Origin of the sequence: Methanomassiliicoccus sp. (genome assembly GCA_012719175.1) — an archaeon.
Taxonomy (GTDB): domain Archaea; phylum Thermoplasmatota; class Thermoplasmata; order Methanomassiliicoccales; family Methanomassiliicoccaceae; genus UBA6.
Window position 1 is genome coordinate 249,677 of sequence record JAAYAX010000011.1, and the last position, 19,706, is coordinate 269,382.

Genomic DNA, 19,706 nt, shown 5'->3' on the forward strand with positions numbered 1-19,706 from the left:
ATTGAAAATGGTCGATAATGCGGCGAACGGGAGAGGGAATGGCGGTACGAACGGTCCCTGGAAGAGGCGGTTCTTCACGCTATGGGCGGGGCAGGCCGCCTCATTGTTTGGAAGCGCATTGGTCCAATGGGCCTTGTTCTTCTGGCTTGCCGTGAATGATGGTTCACCTGTCGTTCTGGCGATCGCCGGGGCGATGGGGTTGCTACCTCAGGTCCTCCTTGCTCCGTTCGCTGGTGTATATGTGGACCGTCTCGACCGCAAGAAGGTGATGCTCCTCGCCGATCTTCTAACGGCGGTCAGCACATCATTGCTCATGCTGCTCTTCTTTGCCGGGCCCATTGAGCTCTGGCACATCTTCGTCGTGATGTTCTTCCGCTCAGCCATGCAAGCGTTCCATTGGCCGGCCATGCAGGCATCCACTACACTGATGGTGCCGGAGGAGCACCTGGCACGCGTGGGCGGGCTAAACCAATCCATGATGGGCCTGTCGAGCATCGTGAGCCCTGCCCTCGGAGCGGTCCTCTACGTTGCGTTACCGATGTACCTTGTATTGTCGGTCGACCTCGTGACCGCGGCGGTGGCCAACGCCACATTGCTGGTGATCAGGGTTCCAGAGATCAGGAAGGCAACGGGCCGCCTGAAGGCCTCTGTCATCGCAGACCTTGCTGAGGCGTATCGATACCTAAGGTCCTGGAGGGGAGCAGTACTGGCCATCGCCATGTTCTCGCTCGTCAACTTCCTGATCACCCCTGCGATCACGTTCTTCAACCTGCTGACACTCTATTACTTTGGACAAGGGCCCTACGAGGCCGCCCTGATCGATGTTGTGGCAGGCATAGGCATGGTCTTGGGCGGCTTGGTCCTAGGTATCTGGGGAGGGACTAGGCGGAAGATCTTCACGGGCATGGGAGCCTTGGCCACGGCGGGAGGGGGGACGCTTCTGATAGGCCTTCTCCCGCCCGACGGCTTCCTCTTCGCCATCGCAGCCACTCTGTTCGTCTGCATCAATCTGGCCATCGTGAATGGCACTATCATTGCGATATTACAGAAGGGGATCCGGGCCGATATCCAAGGGAGGGTTTTCGCTCTGGTGGGAAGCATAGCCGCCGGAATGGGCCCTCTCGGACTAGCTATAGCCGGCCCCACTGCTAATGCCCTAGGCATACAGATCTGGTTCATCGCAGGAGGCCTGTTCATGGCCATCGTTGGCGCGGCGGCGTTCTTGGTGCCCGAGATAATGAAGATCGAGGATCGCATCCCCGAACAGATCGCGGTCGAAGGGGTAGGTATCACTCAGTAGCGATCTGACGTCCGGGGGGAGGGGAGCCGGGCCTTACCTTCTTGGGAACTATAGGCGATGGGATGCTGAACTCCCTTGGAAAAGGCGATTGCCCATTGCCATCTGTCCCATAGAACTCAACGATATCGGTACATCAAGAAAGGTGCTATACCGCTTCACCGCATGCTCCAAGGAGTCGATATCTGATGAGTTCAGCCGGTAGAAGGGCTTCACTTCGACCGTGATCCCGGCCTTGGACCTCCTGCCCCTCCACGTTCCCTGGACCAGCCCCTCGATCACCAGAGCAGGGTAGAAGATGCCGTTGGACGAGAGCACGTCCTTGGTGTGTTCGCGATCAAGCAGTGCACCTCGTTCCTTGTACCCGATGATGTACTCATCGAAGGCGGGCAGGAGGACGTGCGTATTTTCGCCCGTTCCCGATCGCGAAGGACCTGAGAAGTAAGTAATGCCATCCATGGTCTCCTCGTTCAAGCGAGAGCCGGCCGCCTCGATGCTCTTCCTGACCTCCGCCATCGTCAGGCCTGACCACCACACCAGGTCCTGAGCGGTGGCCGGTCCGTGCCCGCTGAAGTAGCGCACTGCCAGCTCACCGAGCGCCTGCTCCCGCGTGATATTTTTCGAGGACTGGATCCAATTGTCTAGGAGCACAAAGCTCGGCTCTCTGCCGATCATCGGGCCGAAGCTTATCACTCCCTGAAGTGCCAGGTGCCTGAGGATGTGATATGCGCGCTGCCCGGTGGTGGTTATGCCCTTCCTCTCCAGTGCGACCATGATATCACTACGTGTCATTTGGCCTTGCGAGTCCAGTTCACTGATCAGAATGTCACTGCTCCGCTCGTACACAAGGTCATCGAGGCGAAGCTGCTCATCCCTTCTTTTGCTCCTGGCGATCAACCTCGGGGCGACGAGGTGGAGGAGCCACCTCAGGTCCTCGGCTGCGGTGAAGTGAAGGGTGCCGCGCATCAGCCAGGTCCGGACGATAGAACCCGAGGCCACCGCCCTCTCGACGTCAGCGATCTTCGACGCAGAGGACCGCAGGCCGATGGCCCACAGCGAGCTGGGACGGTCCTGAGCTTGGACCACTAAGAGCCGGGAAACGGCCTCATGAACGGTCGAGGAAGGGCAGCTGATGCCCTGGGCACATAGCCTAAGAGCGGCGATATCAGCGGATGCCATCACACCATGATGATGAGGGAACTATAAGCTGTTCTTGAATGGCGGAACCGTAAGTAACTACTGGTCCGTCATCACTGCCGTGTTCACTGGACCTTCGACCGGGGCCTTCCCCCGTCCATCCTTGCACCTGAGTTCGATCTCGGCATATACGTCTTGTTGCCGCTGGATCCGCATTTGCTGATCCTCGGTCTCTGGCTGTCCGGTCCCCGTCTCTGTGCACTGTTCTGGACCGCGAAGGCCCCCCTCATCTCAGGCTCCGGTCTGGGCACGACCTTGATGTCCAGCAGATCGATGGGCTTGCCGGTCCGGTGCTCGATCTCCTTGATCATCTGGCGTTCCTCCGGAAGGAATATCGATACCGCCATGCCTTCCTTACCTGCCCTTCCGGTCCTGCCGATGCGGTGGACGTACGTGTCCGGTTCGTCCGGAGCGTCGTAGTTCACGACACAGTCCACGGCGTCTATGTCCAGACCCCTGGCCGCCACGTCCGTGGCCACAAGGACGTTGATGGAGCCGTCCTTGAAGCTCCTGATGACCCTCTCCCGCTTGTTCTGGGCTATGTCCCCGTGTATCGCGCCCGCCGTATAGTCATAGGCCAGAAGCTTCTTCGTAAGCTGATCGACCCTACGCTTGGTGTGGCAGAACACGATGGCCTTGGGCTTGTCGGCATCCAGGATCGTGCAGAGGGTGTCGCGCTTCGCCTCCTTGTTGGCCATGATGTAGTACTGCCTGGTCAGGTCCAGGACCGGTTCGTCCCTGGAGACCAGTATCTCCTGGGGGTTGGTCATCTGGCGCATCGCCAGCTGTTTTATGTCTGGCGACATTGTCGCCGAGAACAGCAGTGATTGCCTCTTCCGGGGCACCTTGGAAAGTATGAAGTTCAGGTCCTTGGCGAAGCCCATATCGAGCATGCGGTCTGCCTCGTCCAGGACGACGACGGAGATCTTGGACAGGTCCAGGTCGTTCCTGTTCATGAGGTCCTTGGCCCTGCCGGGAGTCACGACCACGATGTCCACACCCTTTCTCAGCTTCTCCGCCTGAGGTCCGATGCCCACGCCCCCATAGATGGGGACGCAGGAGTGGCCGGTGAACCTGGCGAGCTTGGTCATCTCCTCGTGCACCTGGTTGGCCAGCTCCCGGGTGGGAACCAGGACCAATGCGGACGGTGCCCTCATCCCCTGTTTGATCCTTTCCAAGATGATGGTCCCGTAGGTGCCGGTCTTGCCGGTGCCTGTCTGCGCCTGGGCGAACATGTCCTCGCCCTTGAGGCCTATGGGTATAGCTGCTATCTGAACTGGCGTGGGCTCTTCCCACCCCATGTCCTTCATTGCCCTGATGATCTCCTGGGAGATCTGTAGATCTGCGAAACTGGTCACGATATTCACTCTTTAGGAAAATAAAAACGAGCTGTAGAACAACAGACGAATTTGCTTTCAGCCCTCGGTGGTCATCGAGGTATTTATATCTATCCCCATCACATTCCCGTCTCGAGATATCGCCTGGCAGTTCTCGACCAGGCCCCAAGGCGGGAGCATCTGTATGACGCTTCCTTAACACTTCTTCCTTAACGGGTCATAGAGCTGAACCGTTCTGTCTCAAAGGTTATATTCCATACACTGCCTAACGCTCCAGATAAGCGTAATGAAGAACAGATGTGCGGACCGGTGAGAGCGTGAACCCCATCGAGATCAAAGAGCTGAGGAAGTACTACGGCGATGTCAAGGCGGTGGATGGGATCACCTTCACCGTGAACACAGGGGAGGTGTTCGCCCTCCTAGGACCGAACGGGGCCGGAAAGACGACCACGATCGAGATACTGGAGGGCCTCCGCAAGAAGGACAGCGGTGAGGTCCAGGTCCTCGGTCTGGACCCTTGGGAGGACGGTCCCGATGTTCACCTGAGGATCGGCGTCATCCCCCAGGAGTTCAACTTCTTCGAGAAGACCAGCCCCCGGGAGGCCATTCACCTCTACGCCAGGCTGTTCGACGTCGAGGTGGATGCGGACGAGATCCTGCGGGAGGTGCTGCTGGAGGACAAGGCCGATACCCTCTTCGACAGCCTGTCCGGAGGACAGAAGCAGAAGACCGGCCTGGCCCTCTCCCTGGTCAACTCCCCCGATCTGCTCTTCCTCGATGAGCCCACCACCGGGCTGGACCCCAACGCCCGCAGGGCCATATGGGAGGTGATCCGGGGCCTGAAGGCCAAGGGCCGGACGATAGTCCTGACAACCCACTATCTCGACGAGGCCCAGCAGCTCTCCGATCGGGTGGCGATCATGGACCATGGAAAGATCGTAGCGCAGGGGACCTCCGATGAGATCATCAGGCAGCACGGTTCGGGAGAGAGGCTGGAGATCAATGGCAGCGAGGCGCTGGCCGATCACATCCGATCAAGCACTGGCCTGACCGTGAACTATGAGGGCGGAGTGATATCGATCTCTATGCATCAGAGGGATGACGTCCTCACCGCACTGGAGGCTGCCAGGAGGTCCGAAATGGAATGGGGCGACATCCGTACCCGGAGGGACAGCCTGGACGACGTGTTCGTGAGGCTGGTCAGCGGCATCGTGGATGAGAGCGGCGAGCTCCAGGTGCGGTGATCCCATGGCTGTAAGGAAGAAGGGCGGGATCATAAGTGGAAGGAGGATACTCGCCGACTTCAATGTGTACAGCCGAGGGTACCTGAGGAACCGCTTCGGGCTGTTCTTCGGCCTTATCTTCCCGGTGATCCTGATCCTGATATTCGGGGCCATCTTCTCCGGGACCTCTACGGGGAGGGTCACGGCCTACGTCCAGAACAACGACACCGGGCCGTTCGCCACGCCCCAGATGGACGTGGCCGGCCAGTTCGTGTCAGCGCTCAACAGCTCGGGGACCCTGGACCTGGTGATGGTGCCCACGTCCGAGGACATGCCGCAGTACCTTGCGAACCACTCGGCCTCGGACGGCATAATCATACCCGCAGGCTTCTCCGAGAGCTACCTGGCCGAGAACAGTGTCAACATCACTGTGTACGGGAACCCATCCTCCAGTACCAGCAGCATCGTCTCGGGGACGGTCGGTGGGCTTGCCAACTACTTCAACCTCCAGCGGTTCAATGGAACGAGCATCATAGGCCTGGATTCGGCCACTGTCAATACGGAGCAGACCCAGAACATCGACTTCCTGATCCCTGGACTGATCGGCTTCTCCATCCTGGTCAGTCCCATGTTCTCGCTCGTTAACATCTCCTCCGAGTACAAGAAGACCAAGCTCTTCAAGCAGCTGAGCCTGACCCCCCTCACGAAGATGGAGTGGCTGATCTCCAAGGTGCTGTGGTACATCGTCCTGTCGTCGGTCTCCTTCCTGCTCATGGTCGGCGTCGGCATACTGGCCTTCGGGGCGCACGTCACTCTGACCATATGGCTGGTGCCCTTCCTGGTCCTCGGTCCCACGCTCTTCGCGGCGCTGGGGATGCTCGTAGGCACCGTCTCCAAGAACCCCGAGTCAGCTGGTGTAGCGGGCAACATCGTGACCTTCCCCATGATGTTCCTATCAGGAACTTTCTTTCCCATCAGCATCATGCCCGAATACCTCCAGACCCTGGCGCATTTACTCCCCCTGTTCTATGTTATCGAGGGTCTGAACAATGTCATGGTGTACGGCAACATCGGAGCGGCGCTGATAGATCTTGCGGTCATCCTGGTGATCACGGTCGTGGTCTTCGTGGCGGCTGTGTGGTTCTTCAAGTGGAGGGAGGATTGAACTGGTATACAGATGGGTAATTGAGCAGCATCATCCGCATTAGATATCATGTCCGATCAACGGGCGTAGTTACGGACCAGGGGACACAGGCAACAGAAGCGAGCGTGTTCTCCGTGTGCAAGGGAGAGCTGGGCTTGTTTCATATTGAAGAACACGCTCACCTCTCTTCGCGTCACCACAGTCCGTAGATCGGTCCGATGAGGAAGAACGTCACGATGCCGATGGTGTTGCTAAGACCATGGGCGAGGACGGCCGCCCACAGATTGTCATCGAACCGCAACCGGACCCAGCTGAAGAATACTGCATCAAGAGCGGTCACCACTAACCCCACGACGCCCTGCTCGGTGTGGGCGATGCCGAAGAGCAGAGAGGTGACCAGAACGGCGACAGCGATGCCCCATCTGGAGCTGCCAGCGATCTCCCTGACCCTGACCTGGAGGTAGCCCCTGTACACGATCTCCTCCCCCAATGCCGCTAGCGTCCAGGTCATGAGAAGAAGGAACGCGAGGTTTCCCACATTGCCCTTCAGGTCCTCGAACGCGCTGAGGTCCTGGACGGTCCCGGTGATATGGCTCAGCACTGGCATCACCAGGCCAAGCTGCAGGAGGGTCCACCCGAGGACGAGGACCAAGACCATCAGGACAAGGTGGGACGGACGGTCCACCCTCCTGAACCCGAGGGTCCTTATGCCATCCTTACGGGCGAGCAGCGATATCGCGCAAAGTCCCAGGACTAAGAGGGTGGGTATGAAGAGGTCCAGGACGATCATGGCGCTGGCGAGCGCAAGCTCGATGCCAGCGACGATTCTCCACTTAACTTCCCCGATCATTTGGTCCAGGAGAGGTGGTGAGCGGCATAAAACTAACGACCCGACCCGATCAACAGCAAGCGCCAGAGGGGGCCTGCGATCGTCCAATGAGCGAGCACTTGGGGAACGAGCCTGGCCAGATCGTTCGATTTATGTTCATTGACCCTCACCATGACCAACGACCGCCGTTCGACCAGCAGATGTCACACCCTGGCTGTTCCACTATTACTGAGGTCAGAGACACATCTCATGATAGAACGTCCTCGAGGGGCGGTTTTTACGAAGTTGGATATAGCGGTGCTCCCTGCATTCGAGCTTCGTGGATCATATGAACACCGCAGGCGTGCCGCTGCTGACGCAGGAGGAGCGGAGGCGGAGGATAACCAAGCTGTTCGAGGAAGGGCTGACATACTCCCAAATACGCAACGAGATGGCGGCATCCGCCTTCGATTTCCCCGATTTCGAGGCCTTTCTCACCATGATAGGAGCAAGCTCGGAGGGCGAGTACCGGCGAATTCACGCCAGCATCGAGCGGACGAAGGCGGTCCGCGAGCGTGCGGTCAGCATCAGGGACCAGGAGCGACCGGTATCGGAGGATGAGGAACAGGCCTTGATAAGGAAGAAGGTCCTGGAATCGAACCTGGGCGCCTGCCTCTTCTGCGATCGTAACGCGGAGGAGGTGCACCACGTGCTGGGACAGGAGGAGAGAACGGCCTCCAAGTACCTACTACCGGTCTGCCCGGAGCACCATGCTGTGCTAAGCGGACAGATCACGGCGCGAGACGGCCAGGAGCTGAGAGGGATGGCCGCGAGGATGGCGCTGATATACCCACGACTATACCTGACAGTAAGGAAGACCATAAGGACGGAGGACGGGGACGTGGTCTCCTACGCCGTGGTGCGCATCCAGAACCGCGAGCAGGCGGTCGCAAAGGACGACCCCTGCCCGGGATGGCAAGCTACGGTCGATACGGATGAGGCGGATGGTGTGCAAGGCTGTGCCATCCTGTCCTTTCATATCGCCGTCTCGGAGACGGGCTTCGATACCGGCATAAGGACCATGACATGATGGCAGGGCTCCCGGCCTCGAGCTATGGATATGACAATGTCCATCCCATCATCGTAGGGTCCATCCGTTCTTCCATGGACCGGGAGCATCCCGGTCGATCAATCGCTCCCCAATGATGGGGGGACCCCATCGTCCGATGGCTTTGATCTTTGAAATGCCCGCTGGAGGAGCGGAGGGGCTATGAGCGTGGTGGCGATGGACATGAACACCACCACCGCGAACAGGGAATCGTTCAGTATGCCCACGCTCAGACCGATGCTGGCAACAATGATGCCGACCTCGCCCCGAGGGCTCATCCCGATCCCCACTATGGTCGCCGATCGGCGACCCAGCGATCTTGCCCCCAGGCCGCAGGCCAGGAACTTGGTCAGCATGGCCACGACGGTGATGACAACGGCGAACAGTAGTAGATCGATATCCGCGAAGACCGACAGGCTGACCTGGATGCCCACGAACACGAAGAAGAAGGGGCTCATGAACTCGTTGATGGCCTCGAAGCTCTGCTCGCACGGCCATCGCTCCTTGTACTCGGCGAACACCATACCCGCCAGGAAGGCCCCTATTATCGCGGCCAGCCCGAAGACCGATGCCAGGGCGGAGAGGCCGAAGCAGACAATCACGGCCAGCATCAATGGACTTACCCGCGAATGGCGCTTTTCCAAGCTGCAGACGATGGCGTCCGCAGGATGCGGCTTTATGGCCACCGGGAGGACCTTGGTGCTTATCAGGATGACCGTGAGGACGAAGAAGGCGGCCATTCCCGCCACGAGGATGACGTCAAGGATGTTCAGCCCTCCTCCGCTCGCCGCCCCGCTGACGATAGCCAGAACGACCAGGCCGAGTATGTCGTCGATCACCGCCGCCCCGATAATTACGCGTGACTCTACGGTGTCGCTCAACCCCATATCCCTGATGACCCGGGCGGTTATGCCTACGCTGGTGGCGACCAGGGCGGCACCTATGAACATGGCCTCCGAGGGCGGGTTGTCCAGGGAGACCATCAGGAGGTATCCGGAAACGAAAGGCACTATCACTCCCAGGACAGCTACATAGATGGCCGTCCTCCCCACCTTGCTCAGGTCGGAGAACCTGGTCTCCAGGCCTACAGCGAACAGTAGGAAGATCACTCCCAGCTCGGCCAGCAGCTCCAGGAACCCAAAGTTGGCCTCGACCTGGAGGAGGTCGAACAGCAGTGTGTTCCCGATGACTATTCCGGCGATGATCTCCCCTACCACCTGCGGGAGCTTCAGGTACTCGAACCCGATGGCGAACAGGCGGGAGGCGAGCACAACGACGAAAAGTAATGTGAGGACCACACCGATATCAAAATCCATGGCTACCGCTCCACCCTATTGTGATAATACTTCATTACTGTTAGGCTTTGCTCCATGGGATATGTGGGCTCATTGATGCAATCACCAGTGAATCGACCCTCTTCTTCAGTAGATACTCATAACAGATTTACGAGACCCACAGCGGAAGAATAACTATTCATGCTGTGTGGCAAGCCAAAGACCATCTCGCCAGCCTCCTGAAGCAGGATTTTTTTCACCAGGGCCATATTGTGACCCTAACAGCTCAGCCGGAGGCGATCTGAACCAGGCTCAGCAGGGTGACGGCTATCAGGACCACGGGAACGACGTATCGGGTCAGCATGATGATGATGCTCCCCCATCGCTCACCGATCTCTGCGGTGATCTCCTTCCTGTCAAGGTACCAGGAGAAGACCAAGGAAATGAGGACGCCCGCCAAGGGGAGCCCATAGCTTCCCACAGTCTCGTCCATCAGGTCCAAAATCCTCATCCCACCGACCATCAGCTCGGCCTGGCTGTAGCTCAGGGCAGAGAACATCCCCACCGCGATGGCCCCTAGGGTGAGGTAGGCAGCGGTCCGTTTGCGGGATATCCTCAGCTTTTCCATGACCACTGTCACATTGACCTCCAGCATGGATATGGCAGAGGTAAGGGCTGCAAAGAACAGGAGAGTAAAGAACGCTATGGCCAGTATGTTCCCGGACGGGATGCTGTCGAAGGCGATGGGAAGAGTGACGAAGGCAAGCTCCGCCCCCAGCGATGGTTCCAGCCCCACGGTGAAGGCGATGGGGAAGATGACTAGCCCGGCGAGTATGGCGACCGATAGGTCCGCGAAGGTGATTATCATGGATGACCGAGGTATGCTCACGTTACGCTCCAGATAGCCGCCGTAGGTGATCAGGATCCCGTAACCCACCGATAGGGAGAAGAACGCCTGGCCAAAGGCAGCGCTCCATAGGTCGGCCCGTGACAGGACGGAGAGGTCAGGGGTGAAGAGGAAGTCCACACCTGCATTGAACCCGTCCAGGGTGGTCGCGTATATGGCCAGCGTGATGAGGATGATGAAGGACAATGGGATGACCGCTGTGACTATCTTCTCGATCCCCCCCTTGACGCCAAGTGATACCACCAGGCCGGAGAGGACCGCTGCTATGATGAAGAATAAGATTGGCAGATATGACGATATGAACTCGGAGAACTGGGGTTCGGTCCCGGAAATGGAGAATAGGACGTAGGCCAGGGTCCAACCGGTGATGACCAGGTAGTAGCTCATCAGGAGGAACAGGACTATGGAGATGATCCATCCCAGGGGTTTGAACTTCGACCTGACAAAGGAGAAGGAGGAGACTACATCCTTTTTCAGACGCCTCCCCACAGCCAGCTCTAACATCATCAGCGGGACGGCGAACAGGAAGACAGCGATCAGATAGGGGACAAGGTATGCACCGCCACCGTTCTGACCCAGGACAGAAGAGAACCGCCAGATGTTCCCTATGCCCACGGCGGAGCCGATGGCGGCGAGGATAAAGGTGAGACCGGACGACCACTTCTCCGTCAAGCAAAGCCTCCTGAGAGCAAACCTTGTCTTTGGGTTCTAAAAATATTTAAAAGATGTTATGAACCACATTACTGGCCCATGCCATTGACTTTTTCTTCCCTGCTGCCCGGACCCCACCTACTCATTTTCGACATCGTATCCTTTCTTACTCAAGCTGAACGTCGTCGATATGGATCGATCTCACCCTTCAGGATCAGGTCGCACGGATCGGAGGAGAATGAGGACAATCATGGGTGTTGGATTCCCTGCTCCCCCGGCAGATGGTCTGGTTGATGTCAAGGGACTTTCATCCCTCACTTGAAGAGGTCCTTGCCCTTATGGAAAAGCTCCAAGCTGACCAGCTCACCCACCAACCTGTCTTTATCATCCACCACGGGCAGGGCGTCCCACCTGTTCTTGATCATCAAATTCAGGGCATCGGTGATCTTGGTCTCCCTTCTGACTACGGTCATTTTCTGGACCACATCCTTGATCTCGTCCCCAAGCGTGTCGCGCATGAAGCGGTAGAAGGACAGGGCGCTCGCACCCTTGACCCCCACCTTATACCCGATCAATTCCAGCAGGGCCGCCGTAGTGATTGCACCAATAAGCTTCATATCGTCGTCCACAACGTAGACGACGTGTGACGCTGGATTACGGAGCATCTCCTCGATGGCGTCCTTTATCCTCGTCCCCTGCCTTATCACCACTGGCTCTTGGACAATGATTTCGTAGACATCTCCGACCAATGTATCCTGAAAGCTCTTCTCGACCTCGACCATGTGCTCCTTCATTAGATTAAGCCATTTATGACTCCTTCTATCATCTATCAAAGTCGCTAATGGAGCGGTTCAAACTCGTTTCATCATAGGCAGCAGTCCCTGGGAGGGCCACAAAACCAACCCCTCGTGGCCATCTCGTCTTGCCCCCATGGCATGAGCATGTACTGGCCCTATCGCACTAGCGGAACTCTGCCCATTTCATCTCCGCTCACGGTCGGCGGCAGACCTAAGACGGACTCGAAGAGCATGCCCATTCACAGTTCGATCAGGGCACGGAGCTTCAAACGGACATTATGTATCTCTCTAGTTCCCACGGGGTCACCTGGCGTTTAAATTCATGCCACTCCATCTTCTTGATCGACGAGTACTGTTGGAAGATGTGATCGCCCAGCGTCTCTTTCATGAACTCGCTATCTTCGATCTGATCTAAGGCATCGCCTAGATTCTCAGGCAGGTTATTGACCCCCAGCGCAGTTCTCTCCTCTGAGCTCATAGAATAGACGTCCTTCTCGACCGGCTGCGGCGGATGGATGCCCTTACTGATACCATCGAGTCCAGCGGAGAGCATTACAGCGAATTGGAGGTAGGGATTTCCAGCGGGGTCGGGATTTCGATGTTCCAACCGTGTTCCCTTGCCTCTCAGGTACGGAACCCTTATCAGGGCGCTTCGGTTCCGGTTCGCCCAGACGATGTAGCAAGGCGCCTCGTAGCCAGGCATCAGTCGCCTGTATGAATTGATGTGGGAGGTTAGGACGGCGCAGGTCTCTTTGGCGTGAGCCAGTAATCCACCGAGGTAATTCAAGGCTATGTCGCTGAGACCAAATTTCCCATCTGGATCATCAAAAGCGTTCTCTCCATTTAGATGGGCCAGGGACTGATGCACATGCATCGCGTTCCCATTGTCGTCCTGGAAAGGTTTGGGCATGAACGTCGCATGAAGGCCATTGAGCTTGGCTATGGTCCTGATGCCGAACTTCATGGTCATGACACGATCCGCCAATGAGAGAGCGTCCCCATGCCTAAGTATGACCTCTTGCTGGCCAGGAGCAACCTCATGATGCGATGCCTTGATGTGAAAGCCCATTCTGTTGAAGTGGGTCACGATCTCCTTCCTCACCTTCTCTCCCTGGTCCAATGGCATGAGGTCGAAGTACCTCCCCTTATCATAGGCCCGAGGGATGCCGTTGAGGATCTCCTCCTGATTCAGCAGGAAGAACTCCATCTCAGGACCTACGTTGCAGATGAAACCCATCTTCTTCGCCTTCTCCGTGGCGCGTTCCAGGACCAGGCGCGGATCCCCTTGGAAGCGATTCCCATCATGGTGAAATATTTTGCATACAAGACGAGCAGTCTTCTGGTCGGTCCCGCAGGTCCAAGGATATATCTGGAGAGAGTCCAGGACTGGAATTCCCATGAACTCAGATTCATCCACGGTCGAGTAACCAAGGATGGAGGAACCATCGATGGACACCCCTTCGTCCATCGCCTCTTCCAAGCTCTCTGAAGGGATGGAGATGCTCTTAACGGTCCCCATGATGTCTGAGAACTGCATCTCTACGAACTTCACACCCTCCTTCTTAACATGTTCAAGAACGGTCTCCTTGGTCGATTCGATCTCCAAAGATATCATTATCGACAAATAAGGGATAATAAGTGAAGTAATTTTTCCACAAGAGATAAAAATGATGAGCTGGGAAAGCGTTCCATCGACCTTCATCGCACCTGGTTACATGATCTTTCCAGAGGCGATGATATCAGAGTACCCTTTTTTTGTAAGAAGGTATTCGAGGACAGGTGACCCCGGTCCTTTCTCTGGCTCAAGGTGGCATCTAGCGCGGTCAGCAATGATCCCGGCGTGACTAGGGCCTCGCCATATTCAAATGCACTTCATACAAGGTTGTCCACTGCCTGGTTCAAAGGAGTTGAGAGGCATTGAACGTACATGTTGAACAAAGGCATGTTGGAGGTATTGGGCCACAGTATCGCTGAACCCCAGTGCGATCCTGGACTTAGCCTATGCGAAGAAGGGATTACACTAACTTGAGGATGTGTTCACCAGCAAGCAAGATGAGCATCAGGATGAAGAATAGGATGATCCAGATGCCTACGGCCGTGAGGGCTGAGCGTTTTGCCTTCACCTCATCCCGCCACTCGCTAGGCCACACACCGAGGGATATGAACACGATGGTACCGGCCAGGTTGATGCCTATGAGGTTGCTTATCAGGAGGAGCAAGGACTGAGAGGCGTAATAGAACTCACCCTCTCCTAAGAGCAGCCCAGTTACCACCAATGGGGGCAACAGCGCTGCAGCCACGGTCACACCTACCAGGGCCGTTCCCGCGCCTATGGCGAAGAACAAGGCTGCCGCTGCTCCAGCCGCAAATCCGATAATGATGTCCCCCATGCCCACCTTGGTCCTGAGCGCGATCTCATTGATGGCTGGATCAACGTGTAGGAACAATCCGAAAACAAAGGACAGCGCCAGGGCAAGCAAGAGGCCGGAAACCAGCGTGATCAGGGCCTTCCGGGCGAGGTTCTGGTTGGCAAGCGTGGTGGATAAGGACAAGGCGACATTGGGGGTGAGCAGGGGAGCGATGACCATGGCTCCGATGATGACCGCGATATTGTTCTCGACCAACCCTACCGCGGCCACGATCACGGAGAGGACGACCAGTACAACATAGTTCACGTTGACCTTAACGGAATCACTGAGGTCTGAGTACAGCTCATCCCTGCTTATTCGCCTTTTCTTCTTTTGTTTATCGTTTGCTGTTCTCTGCTTCTTTTCAGGGACGGCCTTCCCTTCCTCTCCAGTGGTTATGCTTGCATCTGTAGCCTCAATAGCATTTGCGTTAGAGGTTGCAGATTCCTTCGACTTCTTCATCGCCTCTGCTTTTTCTTTCTCCTCCTTCTCCTTCTCCTCTTTTGGCTTATATTCCGGTATGGTCGCTCCCAGCTGCAATATGTTTATTCTGAACCCTTTGAAGGTGGAGAAGACCTCATTGAAACGCATGGTAACTGCCTCTGTCTCCTCGGCATCGAGGATGATACGAACCATCACCAGGTCCTCTCCCAGAGGGATCCTTGGCTGTTCCTCCACCTCTTCTTCCTGGATAAGCTCCTCCACCCTCTTCGTCAGGGAGGTCGGTACGATGATCTCTACTAGCCGGAGCGCCATGGACGTTATCTATATTGACAACTCCAAGAATAATGGTTGCCTTACCCAAGGACCATATCCTAGTTCTAAGGACCCAGCTCACTCCCTCATACACCCTTACTACAGGCCACCCTTTCTGCCTCCTTATGCGGCTCTAGCACTTTCACCGATGGAAGCTGTGAATGTGCCATCAACAACCTGAGGCGATCCCATACCTAGGTACAACTAGCCACGAACTCCTCACTCCTCATCAGGGAAGAGGTCGGTGCTGAGGTACCTCTCCCCGAAGTCCGGAGCCATTGTCACCACCTTCTTCCCCTTCCCGAGCTCTTTGGCCACCTCCAGCGCGGCGAACACCGCGGCCCCGGAGGAGACTCCAACGAAGATACCCTCTTTCCTCGCCAGCTCGCGGGCGGTGGCCTTGGCGTCCTCGTCCCGCACCTGGACGATGCGGTCGAGATGCTTGGCATCGAGCACCGAGGGCACGAAGCCGGCCCCGATGCCCTGGATCGTATGGGGGCCAGGCCTGCCGTCGGACAGCACCGGGGAAGCGGCTGGCTCCACGGCGATGATGAGCGCCCTGCTGCCCATATCCCTGAGCCTCCTGCCCACGCCCGTGATCGTACCGCCAGTGCCGACCCCGGCGACGAACGCGTCCAGGTCCGGTAGGTCCTGGAGTACCTCCAGCCCTGTGGTATCGTAATGGGCTTGGGGATTCGCCGGATTTTCGAACTGCTGGGGCATGAAGGCGTTCGGCCTCTCCGCCGCAATGCTCCTGGCTGCCTCTATAGCCGCCCTCATGCCGCCTGTCCTGGGGGTGAGAACGAGCTCCGCACCCATAGCTCTCAGCAGCTTCCTGCGCTCCATGGACATGTTCTCTGGCATCGTCAGGACCAGCCTGTAGTCCTTGACCGCGCACACCATGGCCAGGCCGATGCCGGTGTTCCCCGACGTGGGCTCCACGACCACGATGTCCGTACCTGGACGTAGCCTGCCGTCCCTCTCCGCCTGCTCGATCATGACCAGGGCGGCGCGGTCCTTCACCGACCCCATGGGGTTGAAGGACTCCAGCTTGACGTACACCTCAGCGCAGTCCGCCGATGGGAGCCGGTTAAGCCGCACCAGGGGTGTTCTCCCAACGGTCTCCAGTATGTTACTATACCTCATGATTTCACTCCCTCATGCCATCTGTCAGCTTCTACGAGATAAGTTCTCCGCGTCCTCCACGGTGGCCTCCCATCGATCATCGGATCGATCACATAATCTTTGGATGCAGCCCAAGGCAGAAACGATCTATCCGGCGGCCCCCACGGAAAGGTCCTTCTCTGGACCGTGCGCCACGCTCGTCTCGACCGATTTCCTCGAACCGCCTCTCCTCGCCCCTTCCTCAAGGCTCTCAATTCCATTTCCGGCGACCGCATCCAATACACCCCTTGTTATAAGCATAACAATTGTTAATTTATTAATTGTCCTATACCGGGACCAGCCCTGGACAGCAGGGTGGTGCCCGGGCATACCGCTATTGGAGCATCGACCCCACATCACCTTTCTTCAGGACCAACCTGTTAGGGACCATTCTAATATAACAGGTCCTAGATTTGTAAAATGTTTTGTTCGAAAATCCTCAGGATCGGACGCATAGGAGCGGTGAAGATCCCGTTCGAGAGGAGGATTCTCGCTATTTTTCCCATTGGCCCGCGAGGGGACGTGAGAGAACGGGTCAGATGCAAAAGCGTCCTATGGATCGCTTGGAATGGATAATTTCTTCATTTAACAACTGGGGGTTATAGTTTCATGAAGGACGTGATAGTGGTCGGAAGCGGGTTCGGAGGACTCGCGCAGGCAGCGCTCCTGGCCAAGGATGGTCACAAGGTCAGGGTGTTCGAGAAGAACGAGCAACCGGGAGGCCGAGCGAGCGTTTACTCGGAGAATGGCTACACATTCGATATGGGCCCGTCCTGGTACCTTATGCCGGATGTCTTCGAGCGTTACTTCCAAGAGTTCGGGAAGAGACCATCGGAGCTGTTCGACCTTGTGCGCCTGGACCCATCCTACAGAATATTCTTCGGGGACCAGAAGCAGGTCGACATATCCTCGGACCTGGAGGCCAACTATGCGCTCTTCGACACCCTGGAGAAGGGCGGGGGCAACAAGCTGCGGAAATACCTGGACGAATCGAGGGAAAAGTATGACGTCGCGATAAAGGAGCTGCTCTATCGGGACTACAACAAGCTCACGGATTTCCTGGACCGACGACTCCTGGCGCAGGGACGGAAGCTGCACCTCTTCGAGAACCTGGACTCCTTCGTCAACAAGCATTTCGAGAGCGATGAGGCGAAGAAGATCGTGGAGTACTCGGTCGGTTTCCTCGGAGGTTCGCCCAAGAACACCCCATCGTTCTACCACATCATGTCCCACATCGACTTCAACCTCGGGGTCTGGTATCCTCGAGGAGGAATGAGGGAGATCGCGGCCCAGATGGTCAAGATGTGTGAGGATATGGGCGTGGAGTTCAGATACAACGAGCCGGTGACGAAGCTAGAGTTCGAAGGCCGGAGGGTGAAAGGGGTGGTGACACCACAGGGCGCGTACCCGGCGGACATCGTGGTCATGAACGCCGACTACGCTCACTCCGAGCTCGAGCTGGTCGACCCCAAGCACCGCAGCTATAGTGAGAGATACTGGGAGAAGAGGGTGCTGGCCCCATCGGCGATGGTGGCCTATCTGGGGGTCAACAGGAAGGTGGAGCAGCTGGTCCATCACAATCTGTTTCTAGATGATGACTGGGGCAACGGCTTCGATAGCATCTTCGATCGTAACAATCACATCTGGCCGGAAACGCCTTCTTACTACGTCAACGTCCCCTCGCGCACCGATCCCACGGCCGCGCCCGAAGGTGGCGACACTCTCTTCGTGCTGATCCCCCTGTCCCCGGGGCTCAAGGACACGCCAGAGCTCCGGGAGGCGTTCTACGACAAGATCATGGATGATCTTGAGCGGAAGCTAGGCACCGACATACGGTCTGATATCGAGGTCAAGCGCATCTTCGCCCTCAGCGACTTCAAGGAGCGCTACAATGCCTACGAGGGTACCGCCCTGGGCCTCAGCCACACTCTTGGCCAGACCGCGCTGTTCCGTCCTGTCCACCGCAGCAAGAAGGTGGAAAACCTTTACTATACAGGTCACTACTGCCATCCAGGCATCGGCGTCCCCATGGTGCTCATCTCATCACAGATAGTGAGGGACCAGATAGCCAAGGGTACGAAGGAGGAGTAAGATGGTCGACGAGAGGCTCCGCTCCATTTTCAAGGAGGGAAGCAAGACCTACTACAACTCCACCATCTTCTTCCGTCGGGAGGTCAAGGAGGACGTGTTCAAGCTCTACGCTTTCGTCCGGGTAGCGGACGACCTCGTGGACTCAATACCCCAGAGGGTCGAGGAGTTCTATCGCCTCAAGGAGAGGTTCCACGCGGCCCTGGAGGGCGAGGAGGTCGATGATATCGTCATCTCCTCCTTCGTCGAGCTGTATCGACGCAAGGGGTTCCAGCGGGAGTGGGTGGAGGCCTTCCTGCACTCCATGGAGATGGACCTGGGTACGCGATCCTACCAGACCATGGACGACCTGCAGGTCTACCTGTACGGCTCCGCGGAGGTGGTCGGGCTGATGATGGCCCGCATCATGGATCTACCGGAGTCCTCCTATCCCTACGCTCAGCACCTGGGGAGAGCGATGCAGTACATCAACTTCATACGCGACATCCAGGAGGACATCAGGCTCGGCCGTTCGTACTTCCCCCAGGAGGAGCTTCTCAGATATGGCCTGCCCGACCTGAAGGAATCCACGGTGAGGATGCATCCAGAGATGTTCAAGCAGTTCGTGAGGGCTCAGATAAGGAGGTACATGGAATGGCAACGGATCGCCGAGAGAGGGTACGCGGAGATCCCCCGGAGGGACCTGGTGGCCATCAAGACCGCCGCCGACATGTACAAGTTCACCGCCACCAAGATCTACTCCCGGCCGATGAGGGTGTTCCACAAGAAGGTAAAGCCCTCGCTGGGCAGGATAATGATCGGTTACTCGAGGAACCGTCTCTGGCCCCTGGCCTACCGCCAGTGTCCGGCCCGGGGCCGCATCAAGGGAGATTATGACGAGTGAGACCTCTTTCCTGAGGTACATATTGAAACTATCCCGGTTCCGGTTCTGGATATACACAGGGGGACCGTTCGTGGTGGGATATGCCCTGGGGGCCCCGACGCTGGAGGCGTTCTTCGCTCTGGACTACTACGTGTACCTACTGTACTTCTTCCTCCCGGCCAACATCTTCATCTACGGTGTGAACGACTACTGGGACGAGGACACTGACAGGCTGAACAGGAAGAAGGACGAGATGGAGCTGCGGGTCACCGCTCGGGATAAGAGGAGGCTCATATGGATCCTGTGGGCAACAGTAGGTGTGAGCGCCGTCCTCATGGTGTTCCAGGACAACGTCGAGCGCATCCTGTTCCTCATATTCCTCTCCCTGTCCTACTTCTACAGCGCCAAGCCCCTGAGGTTCAAGGCCGTCCCCGTCCTGGACTTCAGTTCCAATATGCTTTACATAATGCCAGGGATCTTCGCGTACTACCTGGCGGGAGGACAGCTGCCCCCGCTGCTGCTGGTCCTGGCCGGGTACTTCCATATCGCGGCCATGCACCTGTTCTCGGCAGTGCCGGACATAGAATGTGACAAGGAGGCCGGCATCAGGACCACCGCCGTGGTCCTGGGGGAGAGGCGCTCCCTGATGCTGGTCGCGGCATTCTGGACGATCTTTTCCGCTCTA

16 protein-coding genes are annotated in these 19,706 nt (G+C 57.2%); 7 read left to right on the top strand and 9 right to left on the bottom strand.

The features are described from left to right. Positions 1–7 precede the first annotated feature (7 nt). Positions 8–1,300: an MFS transporter gene (locus GXX95_09015; GenBank protein NLT38281.1), complete on the top strand. Its 1,293-nt coding sequence runs from the start codon at positions 8–10 to the stop codon at positions 1,298–1,300. 48 nt (positions 1,301–1,348) lie between these two features. On the opposite strand, the gene GXX95_09020 is transcribed toward GXX95_09015, so the two are convergent. Both GXX95_09020 and GXX95_09025 read right to left on the bottom strand, forming a co-directional pair. Continuing rightward, positions 1,349–2,476, bottom strand: a complete 1,128-nt coding sequence (locus GXX95_09020) for a winged helix DNA-binding domain-containing protein (GenBank protein ID NLT38282.1) — start codon at positions 2,474–2,476, stop codon at positions 1,349–1,351. Positions 2,477–2,559: 83 nt separating this feature from the next. Next, positions 2,560–3,804, bottom strand: a complete 1,245-nt coding sequence (locus GXX95_09025; GenBank protein ID NLT38283.1) for a DEAD/DEAH box helicase — start codon at positions 3,802–3,804, stop codon at positions 2,560–2,562. 326 nt (positions 3,805–4,130) lie between these two features. Between GXX95_09025 and GXX95_09030 the strand changes: the two genes are divergently transcribed. Then, positions 4,131–5,075, top strand: coding sequence for an ABC transporter ATP-binding protein (locus GXX95_09030; GenBank protein NLT38284.1), 945 nt, complete (start codon positions 4,131–4,133; stop codon positions 5,073–5,075). A 4-nt stretch (positions 5,076–5,079) separates the two neighbouring features. Continuing rightward, positions 5,080–6,219, top strand: a complete 1,140-nt coding sequence (locus GXX95_09035; GenBank protein NLT38285.1) for an ABC transporter permease — start codon at positions 5,080–5,082, stop codon at positions 6,217–6,219. A gap of 172 nt (positions 6,220–6,391) precedes the next feature. On the opposite strand, the gene GXX95_09040 is transcribed toward GXX95_09035, so the two are convergent. Further along, complete coding sequence (locus GXX95_09040) at positions 6,392–7,048, bottom strand: CPBP family intramembrane metalloprotease (GenBank protein NLT38286.1); 657 nt, start codon at positions 7,046–7,048, stop codon at positions 6,392–6,394. Between the two features lie 307 nt (positions 7,049–7,355). Between GXX95_09040 and GXX95_09045 the strand changes: the two genes are divergently transcribed. Further along, positions 7,356–8,096, top strand: a complete 741-nt coding sequence (locus GXX95_09045; protein NLT38287.1) for a hypothetical protein — start codon at positions 7,356–7,358, stop codon at positions 8,094–8,096. 98 nt (positions 8,097–8,194) lie between these two features. Here GXX95_09045 and GXX95_09050 read toward each other — a convergent pair whose 3' ends face one another. From GXX95_09050 to cysK, 6 genes are all read right to left on the bottom strand, one after another. Beyond that, a complete protein-coding gene (locus GXX95_09050; protein NLT38288.1) occupies positions 8,195–9,430 on the bottom strand; it encodes a cation:proton antiporter in 1,236 nt (411 codons plus the stop codon). A gap of 244 nt (positions 9,431–9,674) precedes the next feature. Continuing rightward, positions 9,675–10,967: a sodium-dependent transporter gene (locus tag GXX95_09055; GenBank protein ID NLT38289.1), complete on the bottom strand. Its 1,293-nt coding sequence runs from the start codon at positions 10,965–10,967 to the stop codon at positions 9,675–9,677. A 293-nt stretch (positions 10,968–11,260) separates the two neighbouring features. After that, on the bottom strand, positions 11,261–11,728 hold the full coding sequence (locus GXX95_09060; protein ID NLT38290.1) for a CBS domain-containing protein: 468 nt from the start codon (positions 11,726–11,728) through the stop codon (positions 11,261–11,263). A 280-nt stretch (positions 11,729–12,008) separates the two neighbouring features. Then, positions 12,009–13,358, bottom strand: coding sequence for a type I glutamate--ammonia ligase (glnA, locus tag GXX95_09065; GenBank protein ID NLT38291.1), 1,350 nt, complete (start codon positions 13,356–13,358; stop codon positions 12,009–12,011). A gap of 400 nt (positions 13,359–13,758) precedes the next feature. Continuing rightward, entirely contained in the window at positions 13,759–14,907 is a 1,149-nt protein-coding gene (locus GXX95_09070) for a TIGR00341 family protein (GenBank protein ID NLT38292.1), read from the bottom strand. A 219-nt stretch (positions 14,908–15,126) separates the two neighbouring features. Beyond that, positions 15,127–16,053, bottom strand: coding sequence for a cysteine synthase A (gene cysK, locus GXX95_09075; GenBank protein ID NLT38293.1), 927 nt, complete (start codon positions 16,051–16,053; stop codon positions 15,127–15,129). A 627-nt stretch (positions 16,054–16,680) separates the two neighbouring features. Here cysK and crtI point away from each other — a divergent pair. The 3 genes from crtI to GXX95_09090 all read left to right on the top strand — a co-directional run. Then, a complete protein-coding gene (gene crtI, locus GXX95_09080; protein NLT38294.1) occupies positions 16,681–18,162 on the top strand; it encodes a phytoene desaturase in 1,482 nt (493 codons plus the stop codon). Between the two features lies 1 nt (position 18,163). Continuing rightward, the gene (locus tag GXX95_09085; GenBank protein NLT38295.1) at positions 18,164–19,042 is read left to right on the top strand and encodes a phytoene/squalene synthase family protein; all 879 of its coding nucleotides are present in this window, start codon (positions 18,164–18,166) and stop codon (positions 19,040–19,042) included. Further along, positions 19,032–19,706 (top strand): prenyltransferase (locus GXX95_09090; GenBank protein ID NLT38296.1); only part of this gene is annotated, 675 nt, incomplete at its 3' end. The genes GXX95_09085 and GXX95_09090, both read left to right, overlap by 11 nt.